Consider the following 21282-nt stretch of genomic DNA (forward strand, 5'->3'; position numbering starts at 1 on the left):
GCCCTACACCCGCTCCCTTCCCGAACTCGGCCGTGCAATCCCTCCGCGCCTATGATACTGCCCCTCAAGGTGCGGAAMAGTCGGTCGCCGCCAGGTCCCCTAGCCCACTCATAAAAACTCCCACACACCAACATCACATACACCACCGCGGGGTGGAGCAGCCCGGTAGCTCGTCAGGCTCATAACCTGAAGGCCGCAGGTTCAAATCCTGCCCCCGCAACCACACCAATACAGTTCTAAAACCCCCGCTCTCTCACCGAGACAGCGGGGGTTTTCGTGTTATGGGAAGTCTAGGTAGAAACTACTAAGGAAACAGACGGAAAGGCTTCCTACAGTAATTTCGCGTTTGGTAAGAGTATGTGAATTCTGGAATTAGCTGGCGTCATACACCCGGGCTACCAGCATCAAGTGTTTAATTGATGCTGGCTTATCCGCTAAGCCTTCCATGGGCAGATAAAGCTATAAGCAGGTGGTTCTTTAAGCTCTTTTGGCTGCTTCACGTGCGGCAAGCTTTTCTTCTTCGGTCCAGACCTTGCGCTCACGCTTGACCTGCGGCTTGACCTGTTTGACTGGGCCGCCGCCTAGCACAGGTGCTCTCATGGTTGAGTGACGTGCGGTTTCTGAATGCCAAGGATGATCGGTGTGAACCATTAATGTGCGACCGATCTCTTGTTCCACACCATGCAGCCACGCACGTTGTTCGGCATCACAAAGGGTAATGGCGAAACCACTGCGCCCAGCGCGGCCGGTACGACCAATGCGATGGACGTAACTCTCGGGTAGGCTTGGGAGATCATGGTTGAAAACATGTGTGACTGTGTCGACGTCGATGCCTCGGGCAGCAATATCTGTTGCGACAAGTACTTGTACAGCTCCCTCGCGGAACGCATTGAGTGCACGCTCTCGCTGCCCTTGAGATTTGTTGCCATGCAAAGCTTCAGCAGTAATTCCTGCCTCGGTTAAAAAGGCACAGACCTCATTGGCGATGTTCTTCTGAAGTGTGAAGACAACAGCCTGACCAACATCCTGTGTCTCGAGTTGTGCGAGAAGAGCTGCTTTTTTGTGGGCGGCATCCATAAACATCACCGACTGCTCAATTCGGTCCACGGTGGTCGATGGAGGCGCAATTTCGACTTTTACTGGATCGCGCAGAAGGCTCTCGACCAGCGCTGTGATAGATTTCGGCATTGTCGCTGAAAACAGAACGGTATGCCGATCTTTCGGCAGCGTTGCGACAATACGCTCGATTGGTTTTGCAAAGCCCATATCCAGCATCTGATCGGCCTCATCAAGTACAAGCGCTTCAAGTTGCGAGAGATCGCATAAGCCCTGCTCAATAAGATCCAGAAGCCGTCCTGGAGCGGCGACAATAATGTCCACGCCATTTTCAAGTGCATTGACCTGATGAAATTGGCTGACACCGCCGAAAATCGTTGTTACGCGAAGGTTCAGATTGCGCCCGAACTTCTCAAAACCATCTGCAATCTGGGAAACAAGCTCACGTGTTGGTGCGAGTACGAGGATGCGTGCGCCACCTTTTGGTGCTGTACGAGAGTTGGCTGCCAAACGGTGGAGTAGCGGGAGCGCAAAAGATGCTGTCTTGCCTGTGCCAGTTTGCGCCATACCCAAGAGATCGCGGCCTGCCAGCAGCATAGGAATTGACTGTGCCTGGATGGGGGTAGGTGTGACATATCCTTCTTCAGCCAGAGCGCTTAGGAGAGTCGGCGCCAAGGAAAGATCGGCGAAAGTCATAGACATGGACACGCGGCGCCTCCGGCGCTCAATAATGCTGCGCCTGGTTGGGCTTCGCTGTTTCAGAACGCGGAGTTTTACGGATGATGCTAAGCGGGGTCAACGCGTTCAATCGGTTCTTTTATCTCTATGCGCGCGTCACATCTCCTGCGGTTCTTACAAGTACTCCCACCTATTAACCGCTCCAATAATTCATGATTTTGCGATATCTCGCATCGCCACCACCAGATTCATATGAGACGCTAAAAGACGCTGCGGGAGCGTAGGGAGATAAATACGAATGGCTTCCAATCTTTTTGACTCTGGTAGTGTTGCGAAAGGCGGACGCAAGCTTTCACCATCACTGCCCGCATCATAACTTTTAGCGATCGCATTGATGAGGGAAGGCGGAACGGAAGCCAGTAGCGTCCTTTGGGCGGGAGTTAGAAGTCTGTCTCGCAAAGGGCCAGACAGGGTCCGAATTTCAGAGACTTTTGGAGGTTCGTAAGGCTTGAGTTGGGACAGCGGAAATTCGACTTCTACGCCATTGCTTTGCATCACATAACCAGTGGAACCTTCAATATCGACAAGTTTGCCGTCATGGGCGCCTTTGAGGTCCGAAACATGATCGCCGATCGAGAACTGTGCCATGGCTAACCTCACAATATGATGTGTCATAGGGGGGTATGAAATGCTTGGGCGTCAAGCAGGCTGCCACCCGTCAAACACTTTTACCTGTTTGAGTGCGCAACGAATAATAACTGCGAAGTAATAAGTAGAAAATAGATCTCTATTTACGTCTTGGACGTAGATATGGATCTGCGTCAGTCTCTCATTACTGGAATAGAGATTATTCATTTCATCCAGGAAAGCACCCAAGTTCTGGCGGTTTCAGGCGTTCGTCAGCGCCAATGTAACTCTCTCATTTCGCAAAACTCATGCGATGGTTCTCTGATCCAAGACATCAGATACGCCCGTGACATCCGTCTTTGTATGGAATAATTGTTTGTTCCGGTAACGGGTGAAGGCCTGTCTTGGAATTCCATCCTATAAAATTACAAACCGAATTGCTGACGAATTTTTTGATGATAAAGCTTTTGCCTTTCAGCCTGCTCGTCAGAAAAATGTAATCTTCTTGAAACAAGCTCATGCATGAATTTTATTTCTTCGAGATGAGTATTTTGATTGAGCGTATGGGTCGAAGACGATTGATGTCGTCTATGGATGTTCATGGCATCGCTGACATAAACAACACTCACGTCCTTATTATCTAAAAGCTCAAGATAAACGCGCCAGTCTCCGGCGACGTTCAAAACTGCCAAGTCTTTCTTGCATTTTTTTAGAGCCGCTTGCATCGCTGTTTTTTGAAAAATAGCGCTGCTGACATTGAGAACCAGATTACGCTCAGCCAGGCATGTTTGGAGAAAATCTTGTCCGCTGAATTGCCCATCGTGTTCAAGAAGGTTTCCGGCTGCTTCCATGCAATATGGTTGATATGATGCGGAAAGCGGTGCGCCGTTCTCATCTATTGAGCGGCTATCACAAAATGCCATGACCGTGTTCGGGCGCTGATGCGCAGCGTGAACAAGTTTTTCCAAAAAGTGAGGGTCACAGAGATCATCTGCTTCCGCGATCCATACCCATTCGCCTTGTGCCTGTTTGAGTGCTTTCTGCCATTGAGCGAAGACCGATCCGGAAGGGCGTCTGCCTTTGATGATGCGAACGTCACGTCCCCACTCGGCAGCAGTATCCACCGCGATCTCGACGCTCTTATCTGTCGATGCATCATCGAGAACGATAATTTCCAGGACTGGAAATGTCTGCGTAAAAATGGAGACAAGCCTGGCCTCCAGATAACGAGCGTAATTGTAAGAGGGGACTACGACAGACACTGATGGGACTTTTGGCGCAGCCAGTCGCAGAAGTTGCTCAGCGTAAGGGCGAAAAAGAAAGGACTTCCCGAGTTTGCGTGCCGCGTCCTGTCGGCTGGTTTGAGTGCGGCCTTTTGACCATTGGGCAAGTTCCAGCGCTGCCAAACTCATGGCTCTGACATCGGCGAATGGCACAATTGTATTGCATGTTGTCGGGTCGTCTTGCAGGCTTTTAAGAAGCTCTGGAATGCCACCGTTGTCTGCAAAAGACGTACAGGGCAGGCCTGATGCCAGAGCTTCCAGGACGACGGAAGGGTAGGGGTCTTCGCGCGAGGTCAAAGTAAAGACGTCCGAAGCAGACAGCCAGTCCGCAACGTTATGAACACGACCTGGCATATGGAAGGTGCCGCTTGCCCGGGCATGATCGATTTCGGTGCTCAAACCATCCTGAAGAACCGGATCAATCGCGCCGACCCATACACAGTGTGCTTGCCCGGCGAGTTTCCGCCAGAGCTGGAGAAACAGGTCGAAGCCTTTCCGCATATCCGCGTAGCCAACGCCAATGACAAGCAGATCCTGAGCGTTAAGGCCCAACTGCGATCTAAGCGCTTCCCGGGAAGGCCGGTTGAAGGTTGTCTGATCATACAGACCCTGCGGCAGGATCGTTATGTGAGGGTGTTTCTCCAATCCTAGGCGCGCTGCACAGGAGTGTGCGGGGACGACAATTGATTGTGCCGCCTCGCATGCGTCCCGCATGGTTTTCCGTAGATCTCGGCTTTGCAGGAGGTGGGGCAACTCATGAACGAGGAATGTGTAGGTGATTGCATTGTTATGCAGTGCAGGCGCAATGGCTGATGATGCCGCGCTGTTCAATATAGCACATTCAAAACCTTCTGCCCGCAACGTGTTGAGGCGCGCCATAACGTCGCTGGAGGTGGGAGACAGAATTTCAACAGGAGCAACAGCCCTGTAGTCTTCCATCATTGCGCCGCCTTCGAGAAGCACGAAGCGGATATCAACACCGAAAGATCGCCGGAATGTACGGCCTGTCTCCAGAAGGAGTTTTTGGGCTCCAGCCGGGAAGGCATCGTGGCCAATCAGCAGCAGGCGCACCTTATTTGAGGAGCTTTTAAAGCCTGTGCAGGCTCTTGATGTTGCATTCAGATAGGCGCTCCCGAAATGAACGTCAGGCTCCAGATAGGCACCTTCTGCCCATTCATTCCACGCGTTAACGCAGACAATAGATTCCCCGAAAAAACGGTGTTTCTGCGCTGAATTGACGAGGCCATTGAGCCATTTCTCATAAAGCTCAGGAGTTGAGCCGTGCATGACGAGACCGTTGCCCTGACGTCGTGCGTCATTATCCCATGAAGGGGTCGCTGTGCGGATAAGGGGAAAAGACGGATTTGGCTGTCGAAGCGCATTTTCTACAATGTCAGCGTAATCATAGATCTGCCCTCTGAAGTCCTCGTCAAGAATTTGAACGTTTTCATTGATGAGGCGGCAGTCAGAAACGACTTTGTGCGGAGGGAATTCAATGGCTCCTTCAACACCGAAGGAATGAGGGTCTTCATCTCCAAAAGCCTGTCCCATAATAAATATGGGATTGAGACCATGTCTTTCCCGAAAGAGTTCACGCCAGCGCGCAAAGGCCTGCCGTGCATTGGGAATGGTTCCCGGGCGATACACCATCAGGAGGGGGCGATCCCCGATCCTGATGTATCGTGGATCACACATATGTCTGGCGAAACAGTCTACGAGAGCGTTGTCATCCTCGTCTCTGTAATGCTGGGCAATCAGAATATCATCTTCTGATCCGTCCCACCGGCGGCTCCAGTTCTCATTGGCCCACATCAGGCAAAATGGGAGGTCAATCTGAGGGTTGGCCAGAAGCATCTCCAACGGCCCGTCAAGGAGACGTTTTCGATTGAACCAGTAAAAATAGAAGACAAACCCTTCAATACCAGCGGCCTTGGCCATTCGGGCCTGACGGTCCAGAAGATCTGGAGAATTCAGAGTGTAATGACCCAGGTCACGTGGAATCCGGGGCTGATAATGATCTGCAAAGCGGGGGAGTGCGCGCGACGTATTGGTCCACTCTGTAAATCCCTTGCCCCACCATTTATCGTTTTCTGCTGTGGCATGATATTGGGGCAAGTAATACGCAAGGACACGGGCGCGTCTGATCGCGCTCTGGGGAAGTGGGTTGAAATCCTCAAAGGAGGGGCCTGGCGCGCTACGCCGCCGAACCTCCCGAAAGACTGTGACTTCATTCGGCGGGCATGAAGAATGAATTCCCGAACGGTTCTTGTTCTCCAGATAGTGGAGAAGCGGATTACTGTCCGGAGCATGCCGAAGATAATTCTTCCGGTAGTAAACCGGGTCAAAGCCTTCAAATGGCTGCCTGGCCTCACGGAAGCCCTGGATCATGTAATGTTCCAGCGGGTCGAGGCCGGCGGCGGCTACATCCGGATAGGTTTTTAAATAAAAAGCCGGATCAAACTCAGCAATAGGCTTTAATTTCTGCGTATGGCGGTTGAGCAGGTAATGAGCCAGCGCCAGCATCCCTTGCGGAATGGGGTAAGTTTGAGTGTACCAGCCAGGATCAAACCAGCCGATTGGTCGGCGGCCTTCTTTCTCGCCTTTTGTGACGTAATGTAAAAGTGGATCTCCTAGAACGTCCCGATTTTGCGCGACATACCAATGAGGATCAAAAAACGGATTGGGTTTGCGACCCTCTTTCCAGCCATGCTGGTGATAATGCCGAAGAGCTGCTGTTCCGAGGTTCTGGAGGTCTGGATTGTTCTTCAGATAATATGTTGCATCAAACACCCCGGAGTATCCCAGAATTTGAAGCGCGCTTGGTGCGAAAGCATCCGAGGCTGCAGAGACGGCTGGGCTGGATGAATCCGGGAGGGTGTGAAGCATGAAACGGTTTTTTACTGTTTCTTAATGAATTTCAAGTGCGTTAATTTATCGTCAATAAGAAGGGTGATTTGCCGTTGAGGGCGGAGAATGTCATACCGTCGGCCCCGAAGGGCATCGACGCCCTCCCGTCGGCATCGGAGGTGGAAGACTGATGGACCGCAGTGTGTCTTCCTTTGAGGAAGATAGTCCCGTTTACACGCATCAGACCATGTACCTGGAAGAGGGGATGGATCTGGAATGCGGCGTTCATCTTGCGCCGCTTGAAGTTGCTTACTGCACCTATGGCACCCTCGCGCCTGATCGCGGCAACGCCATACTGGTCTGTCATGCTCTGACCGGAGATCAGTATTTAGCGGAGCCTAATCCACTAACTGGCAAGCCAGGTTGGTGGAACCGCATGGTTGGGCCTGGCCTTCCAATCGATACGGACAGATTTTTTGTCATCTGCCCCAATGTGTTGGGCGGATGCATGGGGTCCACTGGGCCGAAGTCCATTCGGGCAGAGACCGGGCGACCTTGGGATAGCGAATTCCCTCCCATCACCATGCACGACATCGTTGCCTCTCAGGCATGTTTGCTGGACCATCTGGGCATCAAACGTCTTTTCGCTGTGGTAGGTGGCTCCATGGGAGGAATGCAGGCGCTGACGTGGATTGCTGATTATCCAGAGCGCGTCTTTGCGGCTTTGCCGATTGCAACTTCGCCGTTCCACTCAGCCCAGAATATTGCATTCAATGAGGTTAGCCGTCAGGCGATCTTTGCAGATCCTGACTGGCATGATGGCCATTACAGAGACTTCGGCGCCATTCCGGCTCGTGGCCTGGGGGTCGCTCGGATGATGGCCCACATTACTTACCTGTCTGAGGAGGCTCTGAGCCGGAAGTTTGGACGAAAAGTTCGAAGTGAGGCTCCAACGGCTGTACCAGCTGCCAGCAGCCCCTCTCTATTTGGTGAGATGTTCGAAGTTGAGAGTTATCTGCGGCATCAGGGCTCGACATTCGTGCGCCGGTTTGATGCAAATTCGTATCTGACAGTAACGCGGGCGATGGATTATTTTGATCTGGCCGCTGAGCATGATGGTGATCTTTCGGCACCGTTTCGAAAGTGCGAGACGCGTTTCTGCGTTGTGTCCTTCAGTTCAGACTGGCTTTTTCCCACGTCTCAGTCCCGTCTTCTGGTGCGGGCTTTGAACAAAGCTGGAGCAAACGTCTCTTTTGTGGAAATTGAGAGCGATCGTGGGCATGACGCATTCCTGTTGGACGAGCCTGATCTGGATCGAACGGTTCGGGGTTTCCTGAATGGTGCAGCCGAGCACGCAGGTCTGACGAAAGTGGAGGGGGTCTGATGCGGCTGGATCAGCGTCTGATTGCGGAGATGATTCCAACCCGGGCCCGCGTTCTGGATGTCGGTAGTGGTGACGGTACGCTCATCGATTATCTGTACCGGACGCGAAACTGCGACGCTCGCGGCATTGAAATCGACATGCAGAGCGTGACGCAATCCGTTGCCCATGGTCTGCCGGTTATGCACGGAGATGCAGATCACGATCTGTCCTACTATCCCGATGATTCGTTTGACTATGTTGTTCTGCAAAGAACGCTTCAGGCGGTAGAGCGTCCTCGAGAAGTGTTGCGGCAGATGCTGCGCATAGGGCGCCACGCCATCATCTCTTTCCCGAATTTTGGTCATTGGCGGTTGCGTTTGCAGCTTCTGACAACCGGCCGCATGCCGATGACATCAGTGTGGAGTACGCCTTGGTATTCCACGCCCAACATCCATCCGTGCACTATTCGGGATTTCCTCGCGTTGTGTGAGGAAGAGGGATATATTGTGCAGCAATGGCTTGCCATTGATGAGGATGGGTTGAAAGCGCCTTGGCGGCGTTCAATTCGCTTCGCAAATCTCTTTGGTGAGCAGGCACTCTTTTTGTTGCGTCGCGGGTAGGGGGCGGTTCTTTTCTCTCTGTGCATTGTGCATGCTCGGGAGCTTCACTGTTTTGCAAAACACGTGAAATAATAATGATTTTTTATAAATCATAGCCCTCAATTCCCTTGCGAGGCAGGGGAAGCTGCCCTACATCCGTTTGCAGATATCTCTGCCTGAAAGCAGGGAGATGCTGACGGTTTCTTCGTCATGCTGGTCGATTTTGGCACAAGGTGCTTTGCTTCCCTGATTCTTGCGGGAAAAGTGAAGTGGGCAATGTGCGAAGGCTCTCGGGCTTCCGCGCATGTCCAGCCGTGTGCCTGCGTCTCGGTGTGAAGGTTCGTCTTTCATCAACTCTCTAGGCTCAAAGCAGGCATTTTCTTCGTGCATAAAGTGCGAACTAGCTGTGCGAGCCAGGCCTTGTTATCCCTCAGGAGGGGTCCATGACCAGTTTCGCAGAGCTCAAACTCGCCGAGCCACTTCAGAAAGCCCTTGCTGAAGAGGGTTACACCACGCCAACCCCCATTCAGGCTGGCTCCATTCCTTACCTTCTGGAAGGACGGGACCTTCTTGGTCTGGCTCAGACGGGAACAGGCAAGACGGCTGCATTCGCGCTGCCGATCCTGGACTACCTGCTGCGGCATCGTCGCCCGGCAGCTCCAAAGAGTGTCCGGGTACTGGTTCTTGCTCCGACGCGTGAGCTGGCTTCCCAGATCGATGAGAGCTTTGCTGCATACGCACGCCACATGAAGCTGACGCATGCAGTCGTGTTCGGCGGGGTCGGACAGGGACGCCAGGTCGAGGCAACGCGCCGTGGCGTGGATGTTCTCGTGGCTGCGCCGGGCCGTCTGCTGGATCTGGTTGGGCAGGGTCACATCGACCTTTCTGCCCTGGAGGTTCTGGTGCTGGATGAAGCCGATCGTATGCTCGACATGGGCTTCGTCCGTGATATCCGCCGCATCATGGCTCTCTTGCCTGCGCGCCGTCAGACGGTTCTGTTCTCGGCAACGATGCCGCAGTCCATTAGCGATCTTGCTCATTCTCTGCTGAAGGACCCTGCTACTGTTCAGGTAACACCTGAATCCAGCACGGTTGATCGCATCCGTCAGGCTGTGATGTTCGTGGAGACGGACAAGAAAAAGGATGCGACACTGATGCTCGTTGAGAGCTCAAATGTCGTACGTGCGGTCGTGTTTACGCTGATGAAGCATGAAGCGAACAAGGTTGCGGAATTCCTAAACAAGAACGGCATTACGTCCGAAGCGCTCCACGGCAACAAGTCCCAGGGTGCGCGTGAACGTGCCATGGCTGGCTTCCGCAACGGGACGATCAAGGTCCTGGTCGCGACAGACATTGCCGCGCGTGGCATTGACGTTGATGATGTCTCTCACGTCTTCAACTACGATCTGCCAAATGTCCCTGAATCTTACGTTCATCGTATCGGTCGTACAGCGCGTGCTGGCCGCGATGGCTGGGCCGTCTCGCTCTGCGATGCCGAGCAGCGTGCGTGGCTTCGAGATATCGAGAAGAAGATCGACAAGGCTATCCCTGTTGTAACCGATCATCCTTACCACTCTGACGCGGCTCAAAACTCCACGATGCGTCCGCCAGTGTTGGGTGGTGGTCGTGGCGGTGGCGGCCAGAGGGGCGGTGGTGGAAAKGGCGGCGGTCGTCGTCGTTCCGGCCCTCCTGCTGGTGGACGTAGTGGTGATGGCGCTCGTCGTGGCGGCGGCGGTGGTCGCCCAACGGGTCGTCGTTGATCCATTTGTAGTGGATACTAAATAATAGTATGTAGTCCTGAGAGGAATTTCTACTTCTCCGCCTATTAAGTTAGGCGGAGATTTTTTTAGACATGACGTTGAAACTATTTTTTATGTAATGATAAATATATTTTTCTTGTAGAGCGCGAATAATCCGCGGAGATGCGCCTTTTCAGCTTCAGAGTGCTGTTTGAGATCGGTCAGAAACTCTGTGCGGGGAGTTTGACCGGGTGCTTGAAAGTGGCTTGAGGACGCGCGAGGTCTGAACTGTTAAACTTCCGGAAGCACATGAATAGCACGGCTGGAGATTGACCGGATGCCGGAGGATTGTTCAGTTCTGGAACCAATTATGCACGGCTGCCTTCTGCGTCAGATCAGTACGAGATACGGCATAGTTTCAGACTAATCATAATCTTTTTAGGTAAGCGTTAGTTTGATCCTATAAATAGAGCAATCAGGTCAAGAAAATAACCACCAAAATTTTTGTGGTGATAGGCATGATTGGTTAAAAGGCATGTCAAGTATTTTTCAGTTAATTATATTCGCATATCATACATCTATGATATGCGAATATAATTACATAATTCGGACTAGAAAAATTAGAAAACTGAAAATTTAGCGTGCAATCCACGCTGCCGTGATCGCTGGGCTTATAAGGGTGCTGATCAACTGATTGAACTTATAGAAACGGTCAGTCTTAGCATTCGCGATCAGGATCACGTCCTTGCTCTTGATGGGTATCCGCTGGGCAAGGAAATAGCTTGAAGGGTTCATCATATCCAGCTTGTAGATTACAGGAATTCCTTGGAGAGTTTCAGCAGTCTGCAGGTTCAGGGCTTTGGCTGCTACAGTGTCCTCAAAACGGAAGAGGAAGACAGCGTTAGGGTCCGCCAAGTTATCATTCGGGCCGCCAACGCGTGCGATTGCTTCTGCGAGGTTTACAGTAGGGGAGTTGAAATCAACTTGCATGGCATTCTTGGAAGCCGCGCCAAACACCGTATAGCTGCGGGGCTGGTAGACAACATGAATACGATCTCCCGGTCTGGCTGGAATATCTTCCTTGGGATAGGTCTCTAGCGTTCCGAGATCCGTACCCCCAGACTTATTGCCGCGAACGAGTTGAACGAACGTGTCTTCGGGGGGGTAATTTGCGCCTCCGGCAATAGCGACAACGTCTGACAGGCGTTCCTGTGCCGTGCTCAGCAGGACCCGTCCCGGATGATGAACGGCGCCCGAGATGATAACGGTGTTGGAAATGTCGGTGCCGATATGGACCATCACCTCTGCGTTCTGAGACTTCCCCGTTAGTGCCGTACGAATTTTCTCGGCAAGATTTTGAGGTGTCATCCCGACGACATGTAGACGCCCTACATAAGGGATGGTCAGTGTTCCATCAGCTTCCACTTCGGTGGGTGGAAGAGTCTGGTGAGTTACACTTCCCGTTGCACCGGATGCGGCTGAGAGATCGGTGTTGGAACTGACACTGGGGGCTGCCCCCGAGAACAGGCCGCTTCCGAGTTCGAAAACCGTAATGTTGAGCACGTCCCCCACGCCGATACGGTCATTAGGTATCAGGCGTGAACTATCAGCATAAAGGGACGAGATAAGGGGGGGGTGTTCGGTTGCGAGTACCTTTGTGACTTCGGGCGTGACTTGCGTGACAAGAAAGCCCAAAGGATTCCGGGTCTTGTCGGTAGCCGCTTTCAGCACAGCACTCTCGGTGGGTGCATTCCCCGGCAGTGCACTGCATCCGCTGAGCGACAGGGCGCCGAGTAGTAGTGCCATTCTGAGGGGTGAGCGGTTGCTACTTGGAAAACAATCGACACGCATAGAATAGAGAAGCCTTCGAATGGGGGAAAAGGAGAGGGTGTGCTCACGTGGCGGCAATGCTGTTATAGAAGGATGCCAGTCGTTGGCCATAGGCCTCTACTAAGAAAGATCTCTCTTTCGCTTTTTCGTAGTGCCCGATCATTCTTAGCTGACAGGAGACAGCACAATATCTACCAGAAATACGGTCAAAGAATGATCGCCCTAGTTCTATATGTGACCGTCTCTGTGGCAATATAGCTCACAATTGGAGGGTTCCAAAAACCTATTGGTTTTGAGCTACTGTCTATGATTTCGTTCCTTCTGTTCTGACTGAAGGAATGGCGAGATGAAACAGTGCGGTTTTTTTTGATGTTAAAGAGCGACTGGCTCGCCTGAGCGGACTTGGTGATCAAATTCGAGGCATTTTCCTGAACTGTGGAATTTGAGATGTTTTGACCTGATATGGGTAAGAATTTGGTATATTCAGATGGGAATAAAGTCAGTCGATCCGGTTCTGGTGTTCAAAATTCTAGTAATCGTAGGCGCTGAATAATTTGTTCAGTGAGCGGGCGAAGGAACTGATCAACGATCACCTCTCTTTCACGCGCTTTTTTCAGTCCGGGACTATCGGACCTCGCCCTTGACGCAAAGACAATTTGACTGCGTCGAGAAGGTCTGAACCACCCGGGTGTGATTGAAACACTTAGATACGGTCTTGTGGAATGCCGGTTATCTGTAGGTGTCAGACCAGCTTTTGGTTGCTGCACTGATGGCGTTTCCAAACGCAGCGCAATGTCAATGGTGAGAAGTCAGACTTTTGGAATGGATTTGTTTTTAAGGCATGGAAAGAGAAGCCGGCAAGGCTGTCTCACAAGGACAGGTATTGCTGCTAAACGCGGAATTTTACGACGCTCAAGCGGCATAAGAACGGAGCGACCTGCAACAGATCTTGCCATTGAACCAGGAGTTTAGGCGATCAGAATCGAAGATGGGGCTGTTCACCAGCGCCATTGGAATAAAACGCGCCGCTTCCTCTTTATCGAGAGCATTGGTGGCATCGTATAGTAATCCAGAGCGCAATGCCTTCTGCTCTGTTTCAAATGCGGAGCAAAAGCTGTCTCGGACAACTATCAAGACCTATCCGTTGAGCCCCCAATCAGACTTTAGGAACCTCAATCGACGGTTCCTCGATTTCGCGATGCTATTGGTATCCGGAAATCTGTATTCCTAGATGAAATACAGATTTCCGACGATCCGTGCTTGGTGACGGTGCGATCTTCACACTGGCGCATCTGACTTAATTGATGTTTGACTGCTGATGCCTAGCGAGAAAAAAGGAAATAAATACTCAATCACAATGCTTGTAGCGCGACTTTTTTGTACTTTCCTGCTGAGGTGCAAAGGTAGAGATTGTCGTCATCCCATGTTACCTGCCCCTTCTTGCATTCCGTTGCCGGTTTGGGAGACGAGGTGGCAATAAGGCGCAGACCTTGAATATCCAGATAGCCGTTCTTGTCGAGGTGAGACGTTTCAGTGTGCTGCTGGTCGAACGTTTCCAGGAAAAAGCCAGTTTCGGTAGGCTGTGTCTTATAGAGTTGGATCATGTTCGTGGCATTACGGATTGAAATTCCGGTCGTCCAAGGAAGCCACGAATGGTCATAGGCGACGTGCATGATATCCAATGCAACCGAATTCGTCTGGTTTCCGGGCGCGCCTCCGCCAGTCAGAAATAGCCCACGAGACCATTTGCCATCCAGTACTTTGCCGTTAAAATTAACATCAACTTCCATATCTGTTGCAGAATTGGTGCTGAGGTTCAGAACATCGTTGTCAATTTCTGAACTGATGGACGTGTTCTTGCCGCCGCCCGTCCCGGAATCCATGCCCCGGTAGATGCAAGCAACCCAGTTTCGGTTCGGGTTGGGATTATGAAGATTGGGGCGATTGGGGCGGCATTCTAGAGAAACGGCCTGTGTGGTTACATGGTCTTTTTGCGGAAGTGCCGCTGGGTCAAACACGTATTTGAGATTAGAAGTGACATTCCACGGATTTGTATAGGTGGCGTTGAATGTTCCGCGCCCATTTTCAGGTGCACCAATACCCGGACCAGAGAAAATATTGCCATTCAAATGATAGGTGCCGAGCGTATCGCTGGGGAGCGCCTTGGAGAGATGGTATCCTTCCGTTGAAGGCGGAAAATAGACATCCGGAGCGGACGTAGTGGTGAATGCCTTTTCTATTTCCGTTTTATCGGAGGTAGCTCCTCGAAAATTTGCCGGCTTTCCATGTTCTGTGATGATCACGGGTTGCCCGAGCGCAACACCTGACGCGCCAAGAGATGTCGTGACTGCAATAATTAGTGCGAGTTTTCTTTTCATGATGTCATCCGTCCGTTGAGATAGGGGGCTAATGTCCCGGTTGGCGGTACGTTTCTCTGATCTTGACGAATGATCGCACGATAAGTTTCACAGACGCCCTGGCGAGTGATGATTGCTACTGTTTTGAGGCGAGATATCAAAAAGACAGGAGGCGTTTCCTGATGGGGGGGCACCTCCTGTTTGATCCGTTAGATCGTTGCAGGCCAGTTAGTAGGAAATAAGGGGATCAATTCCTGTCAAAGGAGTGTCCCATCAAACCGAGAGGTTTGTCGAATTATCAATAGTATTATCGTTGATGCTGCTCTCGATCATAAATCCGTAAACTTTGTCGATGATGTCGAGTTTTGTTTTGCGGGCAGTTTGCGCATGATCGTGGAAAGTTTCTGTCTTCTTATTCCAGTCGTAGGAGAAAGTGAAATCATGCATGCCGATGATATCGAAGCCAGAGCCCATTTCGATCAGCGATAGGTGTTTGACGTCATAGTAAGGGACACTTACGGACGCACAAAGGCCACGAGCTCCCATCATCGAAGCGACAAGGTGGGCATGAAAACGTGTCGAAAAAACAAAATCGTTCGAGCTGATTTGAAAGCCGTTTTTCCAGAGATCATTGAAGTCCCGGACAACGATATCAGTCCGTCTGGATATGCTGACTACCTTGTCAATGATGATGTGGTCAGAAATGGCGTCCAGAGTAAGAAATTCAATGCCATTCTGTGCCTGGGGGCAATGCTCGATAAGCTTCAGGAGAAAGGAGACGACGAGGAAAGGATTGCTCCCCGGCTGGGCGGAGATGATTAATTTGCCCGGTCTGTCCTCATCACTTTGAGGTATAGGAGAGAGGAAGACATCGTCACACGAGAAGGATGCCTTGCTTTTCAGGCCCCAATGAATCAAGCGCTGATAGCTTTTTTCGTCTCGCACATCGATCCATGAGAAGACCTTGAAGAATTCTCCGATAATACGCTCGTATGACTGATCGATAGGCTCTAGGCCAAGGCCGGTACCAAAAAGCTCGAACCCGGCTTCTTTCTTTAACTTTGCCAGAATTGCGATGATTGCGTAGTTAAAATAAAACTCACTATTCATGTAGCCACCGCCAATCATATGAACGCAGCGTGCTGATTTTATTAATTCGAGCCCATTGGCGAACGAAACTCCGCCGTCATTTTGGAAGCCAAGGTCCAAAATGTAATCAATTCCCTTGTTGATGGAGTTTCTGGATGCAGTCCATAAAGTGTCGGTAAATTTTATATTTTTGTAGTCTTTGAATGCCACTGCAGATACGCCCGGATTGCACGTGTCTACCCAGATTTCTTCCAGCGGAAATTTGTTTGTTAGAAAATTAATCCATGTTTTGGCGATTAATTCATCACCAAAATTCAGATAACCAGAGTGGCAAACCAAGTATATCATAATGTTTCCGCTGTTACGGGTGATTTTTTCGATTTTCCATCATTTATAAAAATATTAAAAGGCATGATATAATTTGTTTCAGAATGATTTTTTTTGTAGGTGAAGCGGTAAACTAAAGTTGCAAGCTGGTGAGTCTGCTTTGACTTTTCTTGCCTATGTTGTGTTCTGGGGGGAATGTCTATGTTTTGGAATTTCCAAGTTTTCTAGGTGCTAACCGCAAAGTGCGGCTGTGCAGCGTTAGAATTTCCACTTGAGACGATATGAGGAATATATCGTTTTATTGGGTTGTGTTATCGTAAGTGATTAATATGTAGGCGGCTTCTAAAAATAATTATTTCTGTACGGTGATAAAATCTGCTTATCGCGTGAGAAGAAAGCCTTGGCGGCTATTTTTCTCCCTAAATTTCACAATTCGATAAATGCAGCGAACTTGGAAAACTTCGGGGGTATCTGCCGGAGATGTATGTCGGGTCCACCTACGAATTTGGTAAGGCGCATGATGATGCTTGTAACGTGCGGTAGATAGCGGTCGTAATTGCCTTTCAGATTATGGCAGGTTTGTGAGGTATAACGTGTTGAAATTTTTATATTAATTTCCGGTAAGTAAAATAATATATTTTTTATACAAGGGTTGGCTACTAAGGAAACTTTGGGTTCTCTAGGCAAAGAACTGGAGAAAGGGGGGCGTCTACCGCCCAGGCACCGAAAAAGTTATTACTGAAGGCTTTCTGGCAGAATGACCTCCAACTTGACCTAGGAAAAGGCGAATGCGACAATCTTTTTCTCTTTGAGAAGGTTTCAGGCGGGTTTGAGGAGTGCTGAACTTTCAAGGCGAGCCTTGCGGTAGGGGTATGTAAAGAGGTTGCGGCGAGGGTGGGTCCTGTTTGGAAGCCATGTCGTGCATAATATTGTTTGGTGTCGTTCGTGCCCAATTCCGTTCTTTTGAATGTTGCGGTTTGTGTTTCTGGCAGCCCGTTGTAAAGGTCGTCTTTGTTCATGAGTAATGTCAAGAAACTTGTCTCAGACTATTTGTTTCTAGGGTTTGTTGTTGTTCCGACACTGCTTTCAATTCTCTATTTCGGGTTTCTTGCGTCGGATGTTTATATTTCGGAATCGCGCTTTGTCGTGCGGTCTCCTGAAAAGCCTTCGATGAGTGGGTTGGGCGTCATGTTCAAGAGCGCTGGGATTGCCAATTCCAGCGATGAGGCATACGCCGCTGACGACTACATTATTTCCCGTGATGCGCTGCATTCTATCAACACGGACAACGCTTTTGTTCATGCGTACAGTGATCCGCATGTTTCAGTTTTCAATCGCTATGACCCGGTGAAAATCTCCTCATCTTTCGAGGATCTGTATCTCTATTTCCAGCGTAAGGTTAAGGTTGACAACAATTCTACGACTGGAATTACAACTCTGACGGTGCGGGCTTATCAGCCCCAGAATGCCCAGAAGTTCAATGAAGAGCTTTTGAAGATGGCTGAAGACACGGTCAACCATCTGAACGAAAGGGCGCGTTCAGATCTGATCCAGTTTGCAACGCGTGAAGTGCGAGAAGCTGAGGCTGCTGCTCAGAAAGCTGCAATTGCTATTGCTGATTACCGGAATAGCCACAGGATCATGAATCCGGAGCAGCAGGCATCCGGGCAGTTGCAGATGCTTTCCAAGTTCGAGGATGCGTTGATAGCAACACGTGCCCAGCTTGCGACGATGCAGAAAACGACGGCTAATAATCCTGGTATTGCAGTTCTTCAGAACCGCATCATGAGTCTCTCGAAGGAGATGACAAATGAGGTTACGAAAATTTCCGGCACTGACGGTTCTCTTGCATCCAAAGCGTCGGATTATCAGGGCCTGATCCTTGCGGACCAGATTGCGGGTAAGCAGCTTGCCGCCGCCGTTTCCTCTCTGGAGCAGGCGCAAATGGAAGCACGGCGTCAGCAAAGCTATGTTGAACGGATTGCTCAGCCTAGCCTGCCTGATGCTTCTGAGGAGCCTTATCGTATGAGGGATATTTTCGCGACATTCCTTATGGGGCTCATTCTGTGGAATATCGCCCGGATGCTGAATGCAAGCGTTCGGGAACATATGGATTGACGGGCATGAGTTCACATGGCTCTTTTGCCCGCTCTTTCGTTATCCAGAGGCGTGTCATCTGGGCGCTCTTTCTGCGCGAAACCCTGACACGCTATGGGCGGCACAACATTGGTGTGCTGTGGCTTTTCGGCGAGCCAATGCTATTTACACTGGGAATAACGACGCTCTGGACGCTGGGGCACATGTCTCACGCGTCTAACATTCCTATCGTGGCTTTCGCCCTGACAGGATATTCCACCGTTCTTGTATGGCGTAACATGCCCAACCGCCTGAATAAGGCGGTGGAAATCCATCTTGGCCTCATGCACCACAGGAATGTCAGACCCATAGATATTTATGCGGCGCGTCTGCTTCTGGAAGTGGGAGGCGTTACCACGTCATTTGTGGTTCTTTCGGCCCTGTTCTGTAGCATAGGCTGGATGGACCCTCCTGAGAATATTCTGGAAGTTATAGGAGGTTGGGTACTGATGGTCTGGTTCGGGGCGAGCCTGGCGATCCTTGTCGGTTCCATCAGCGAGCATTCAGAACTCTTTGAGCGGCTCTGGCACCCCATAACCTATCTTATGATTGGATTTTCAGGGCTCGGCTTTCTGGTGGATGCCATGCCTGCTGCTTCGCAGTATTACCTTTTGATGATCCCGATGGTGAATTGTTCCGAAATTATCCGAGATGGGTATTTCGGGTCTCTTTTCACCGCGCATTTCGATGTGATGTATGTTGTGATCTGGAACATCATCCAGTCTTTTTTTGCGATGATTGGGGTGAGGTTCGTTTCCCGAGGCATGACGCTGCAATGATCGAGTTCCGGGATGTCCGTAAAAATTATCATGTTCGAGGAGGGATCAATCGGGTTCTTAGGGGGGCCGATCTCTTAATTCGTCCAGGAGAGAAAGTTGGAATTCTCGGTCGGAATGGCGCAGGCAAGTCGACTACAATTCGTCTGCTGAGTGGTTCGGAACTGCCGACTTCCGGCACGGTCGAGCGGCAAATGTCCGTATCATGGCCTTTGGCGTTCGGTGGGGCTTTCCAAGGTGCTCTGACTGGTAGGGATAATGCGAAGTGCATTTCACGTATCTACGGGCGGGAAATTGAAGATACTCTCCAGTTTATTCAAGATTTTGCCGAACTTGGCCTTTATTTTGACGAACCAGTAAGGACCTATTCGTCGGGAATGGCTGCGCGTCTGGCGTTCGCCATCTCGATGAGTATTGAGTTCGACTGCTTTCTCATTGATGAAGTTGTCCATGTTGGAGATCACAAATTCCATGAAAAGTGCCAGATTGAGCTTTTTGAAAAACGGGCGAACCGGGCACGAGTTATCGTTTCACATAACGAGGATTTTGTCCGGGAGCATTGTGAACGGGCATATGTGCTCAAAGATGGTCTGTTCCACTCGTTCGAAGACGTTGATGAGGCCATCGACTTTCACATTAACACCCTTCATGGAAATAATGGCTCTGGGGATATGAGCAAGCCGATGGTTGCCGTACCACGGCACGATCCGAATTCGATTTATGTTCCTCATCCAGCGATCGAACGTCGGTCTGATGTGCCTGAGGGAACCCAGATTACGTTATCAATCCCACCGTCCTCCATTTTTCCAGACTGCCGACATGAAGCATGGCTTTATCGGCCCGCTGGGTATGATGGACATAGTGCTCTGCCGCTGATGGTGTTTCAGGACGGATGGTGGTTTAAAGCCGACGATGGTCCGTGGCAGGTACCCGTGGTTCTGAACAATCTGATAGCGGATGGCCTGCTTCCACCTATGGCCGTGTTGTTTGTAGAGGCGGGGAAGCCCAACCAGAAGCACGGGCTGGCGAGTGAGCAGCGTTCCTTTGAGTATGACAGTTTGACGGATCATTATGTCCGCTTTCTGGACGAGGAGGTTTTCCCTGAGGTCCGCAAGCACGTCACGATTATGGATGATCCCGCCCAGAGAGCGATCGGAGGGTTCAGCAGTGGCGGCATCTGTGCGTTCACAGCTGCGTGGCAGCGTCCAGATGTGTTCGGAAAGGTCTTTTCCGCTTGCGGCAGTTTCGTGGATATCCGCGGGGGCGGAGCGTACCCGGATATCATCATGCAGTCCGATCCCAAGCCCCTGCGGGTATTCCTGCAGGTGGGGATCAATGCTCGGCTGTCCGGTCGCTTTGAAGGACTGGACTGGCCGGCGGGAAATCGCACTATGGCCAGGGCTCTGGCCTTCAAGGGGTATGACTATCAGCTAGTGACCGGGGAAGGGGATCTTTCCCATGTTCATGGAGCGTCCATCCTTCCGGACGTCTTGCAATGGCTGTGGCGTTAAGGGCTCTTTTTTTGGTAACTCGTTGACGAATTTTCTGAATGCCTCGGATGCGTCAATCTTTTTGGGAGTCTTGAATGCGTTATCTCGTTACTGGGGGCGCTGGTTTCGTCGGCAGTCATGTCGTTCTTGCTTTGCTAGACGCGGGTCATGAAGTGGTTGTTCTCGATAATCTGAGCACGGGTTATCGTGCAGCTGTCCCAGTCGGTGTGGCCTTCCACAAAGTGGATTTGCTTGACTATCAGGCAACTGCCGAAGTTGTTGCTCAAGGACCCTGGGATGGTGTTCTGCATTTCGCGGCTTTGTCCCTTGTCGGGGACAGTATGCGCGAACCGCTGCACTATCTGCGACAAAATTACCTGACGGCGTTGAATCTCGTGCAGACCTGCGTCGAGCAAGGGGTGAAGAAAATAGTTTTTTCTTCCACCGCAGCTCTCTTTGGTGGGCCTGAACGCCTGGATCCCATTCCTGAAACTGCGCCGGTTCAGCCTGGATCGCCTTACGGTGAGAGCAAGTTCATGATCGAACGTGTGCTGCACTGGGCTGACTCGATCTATGGTTTGAGGAGTGCCTGCCTACGGTATTTCAATGCCGCAGGTGCCGATCCGGAGGGACGGGCAGGGGAAGATCACCGCCCTGAAACCCATCTGATTCCCCTAACCATTGATGCCGCCCTGGGGCGCCGTCCGGCACTCAAGCTATTTGGTACGGACTATCCTACCAGAGACGGTTCTTGTATCCGCGATTATATCCACGTGACAGATCTTGCTGATGCCCATGTGCGTGCGCTCGGCCAGATCGACCATCGTAGCGTCACGTATAATATCGGTAACGGACAAGGATATTCGAATCTTGAGGTCATTCGCAGTGTAGAGCGGGTGAGCGGACGGAAGGTTCCTTGGGAGGCAGCGCCGCGACGTGAGGGGGACCCTTCTCTACTTGTGGCTGATTCCACCACGCTTCGGAAGGAGACTGGCTGGGAGCCGCGTTTTGGAGGTCTTGATCGCATTGTGGAGACCGCGCTGCGTTGGCGCGAGAGTCATCCCAATGGTTATGCAATATAATCG

At 51.1% G+C, this 21282-nt stretch carries 13 protein-coding genes and 1 tRNA gene; 8 read left to right on the forward strand and 6 right to left on the reverse strand.

Annotated features, from left to right (window positions below; all coding sequences use genetic code 11):
* The first annotated feature begins 146 nt into the window (after positions 1–146).
* Positions 147–223: transfer RNA gene (locus KP708_RS09540), tRNA-Met, on the forward strand.
* 254 nt (positions 224–477) lie between these two features.
* On the opposite strand, the gene KP708_RS09545 is transcribed toward KP708_RS09540, so the two are convergent.
* The 3 genes from KP708_RS09545 to KP708_RS09555 form a co-directional block, all read right to left on the reverse strand.
* Entirely contained in the window at positions 478–1758 is a 1281-nt protein-coding gene (locus KP708_RS09545) for a DEAD/DEAH box helicase (protein ID WP_215751208.1), read from the reverse strand.
* 186 nt (positions 1759–1944) lie between these two features.
* A complete protein-coding gene (locus KP708_RS09550) occupies positions 1945–2382 on the reverse strand; it encodes a hypothetical protein (RefSeq protein ID WP_215751209.1) in 438 nt (145 codons plus the stop codon).
* Between the two features lie 404 nt (positions 2383–2786).
* Positions 2787–6530 (reverse strand): glycoside hydrolase family 99-like domain-containing protein, encoded by a 3744-nt coding sequence (locus tag KP708_RS09555; protein WP_215751210.1) that lies wholly within the window; start codon positions 6528–6530, stop codon positions 2787–2789.
* A 151-nt stretch (positions 6531–6681) separates the two neighbouring features.
* Here KP708_RS09555 and KP708_RS09560 point away from each other — a divergent pair, with 151 nt between their 5' ends.
* From KP708_RS09560 to KP708_RS09570, 3 genes are all read left to right on the forward strand, one after another.
* The gene (locus KP708_RS09560) at positions 6682–7875 is read left to right on the forward strand and encodes a homoserine O-acetyltransferase (protein WP_215751211.1); all 1194 of its coding nucleotides are present in this window, start codon (positions 6682–6684) and stop codon (positions 7873–7875) included.
* Positions 7875–8474: a methionine biosynthesis protein MetW gene (gene metW / locus KP708_RS09565; RefSeq protein WP_064273068.1), complete on the forward strand. Its 600-nt coding sequence runs from the start codon at positions 7875–7877 to the stop codon at positions 8472–8474. The genes KP708_RS09560 and metW overlap by 1 nt, the downstream gene beginning before the upstream one ends.
* A gap of 422 nt (positions 8475–8896) precedes the next feature.
* Positions 8897–10213: a DEAD/DEAH box helicase gene (locus tag KP708_RS09570; RefSeq protein ID WP_215757170.1), complete on the forward strand. Its 1317-nt coding sequence runs from the start codon at positions 8897–8899 to the stop codon at positions 10211–10213.
* Between the two features lie 615 nt (positions 10214–10828).
* On the opposite strand, the gene KP708_RS09575 is transcribed toward KP708_RS09570, so the two are convergent.
* The 3 genes from KP708_RS09575 to KP708_RS09585 all read right to left on the reverse strand — a co-directional run bounded on the left by KP708_RS09575 (position 10829) and on the right by KP708_RS09585 (position 15816).
* Complete coding sequence (locus KP708_RS09575) at positions 10829–11998, reverse strand: polysaccharide biosynthesis/export family protein (protein WP_252347568.1); 1170 nt, start codon at positions 11996–11998, stop codon at positions 10829–10831.
* Positions 11999–13374: 1376 nt separating this feature from the next.
* Complete coding sequence (locus tag KP708_RS09580; protein ID WP_215751214.1) at positions 13375–14400, reverse strand: hypothetical protein; 1026 nt, start codon at positions 14398–14400, stop codon at positions 13375–13377.
* Between the two features lie 252 nt (positions 14401–14652).
* On the reverse strand, positions 14653–15816 hold the full coding sequence (locus KP708_RS09585; protein WP_215751215.1) for a polysaccharide pyruvyl transferase family protein: 1164 nt from the start codon (positions 15814–15816) through the stop codon (positions 14653–14655).
* Positions 15817–16812: 996 nt separating this feature from the next.
* On the opposite strand from KP708_RS09585, the gene KP708_RS09590 reads away from it, so the two are divergent.
* The 4 genes from KP708_RS09590 to galE all read left to right on the forward strand — a co-directional run bounded on the left by KP708_RS09590 (position 16813) and on the right by galE (position 21279).
* Positions 16813–17913: a hypothetical protein gene (locus tag KP708_RS09590; RefSeq protein WP_215751216.1), complete on the forward strand. Its 1101-nt coding sequence runs from the start codon at positions 16813–16815 to the stop codon at positions 17911–17913.
* A 5-nt stretch (positions 17914–17918) separates the two neighbouring features.
* A complete protein-coding gene (locus tag KP708_RS09595; protein WP_237390080.1) occupies positions 17919–18710 on the forward strand; it encodes an ABC transporter permease in 792 nt (263 codons plus the stop codon).
* Entirely contained in the window at positions 18707–20218 is a 1512-nt protein-coding gene (locus KP708_RS16025) for an ATP-binding cassette domain-containing protein (protein ID WP_202208438.1), read from the forward strand. Before KP708_RS09595 ends, KP708_RS16025 begins: the two co-directional genes overlap by 4 nt.
* Before the next feature lie 74 nt (positions 20219–20292).
* Positions 20293–21279, forward strand: a complete 987-nt coding sequence (gene galE, locus KP708_RS09605; protein WP_215751218.1) for a UDP-glucose 4-epimerase GalE — start codon at positions 20293–20295, stop codon at positions 21277–21279.
* Positions 21280–21282 lie beyond the last annotated feature (3 nt).

Source organism: Gluconobacter sp. P5H9_a (assembly GCF_018812085.1).
GTDB lineage: Bacteria > Pseudomonadota > Alphaproteobacteria > Acetobacterales > Acetobacteraceae > Gluconobacter.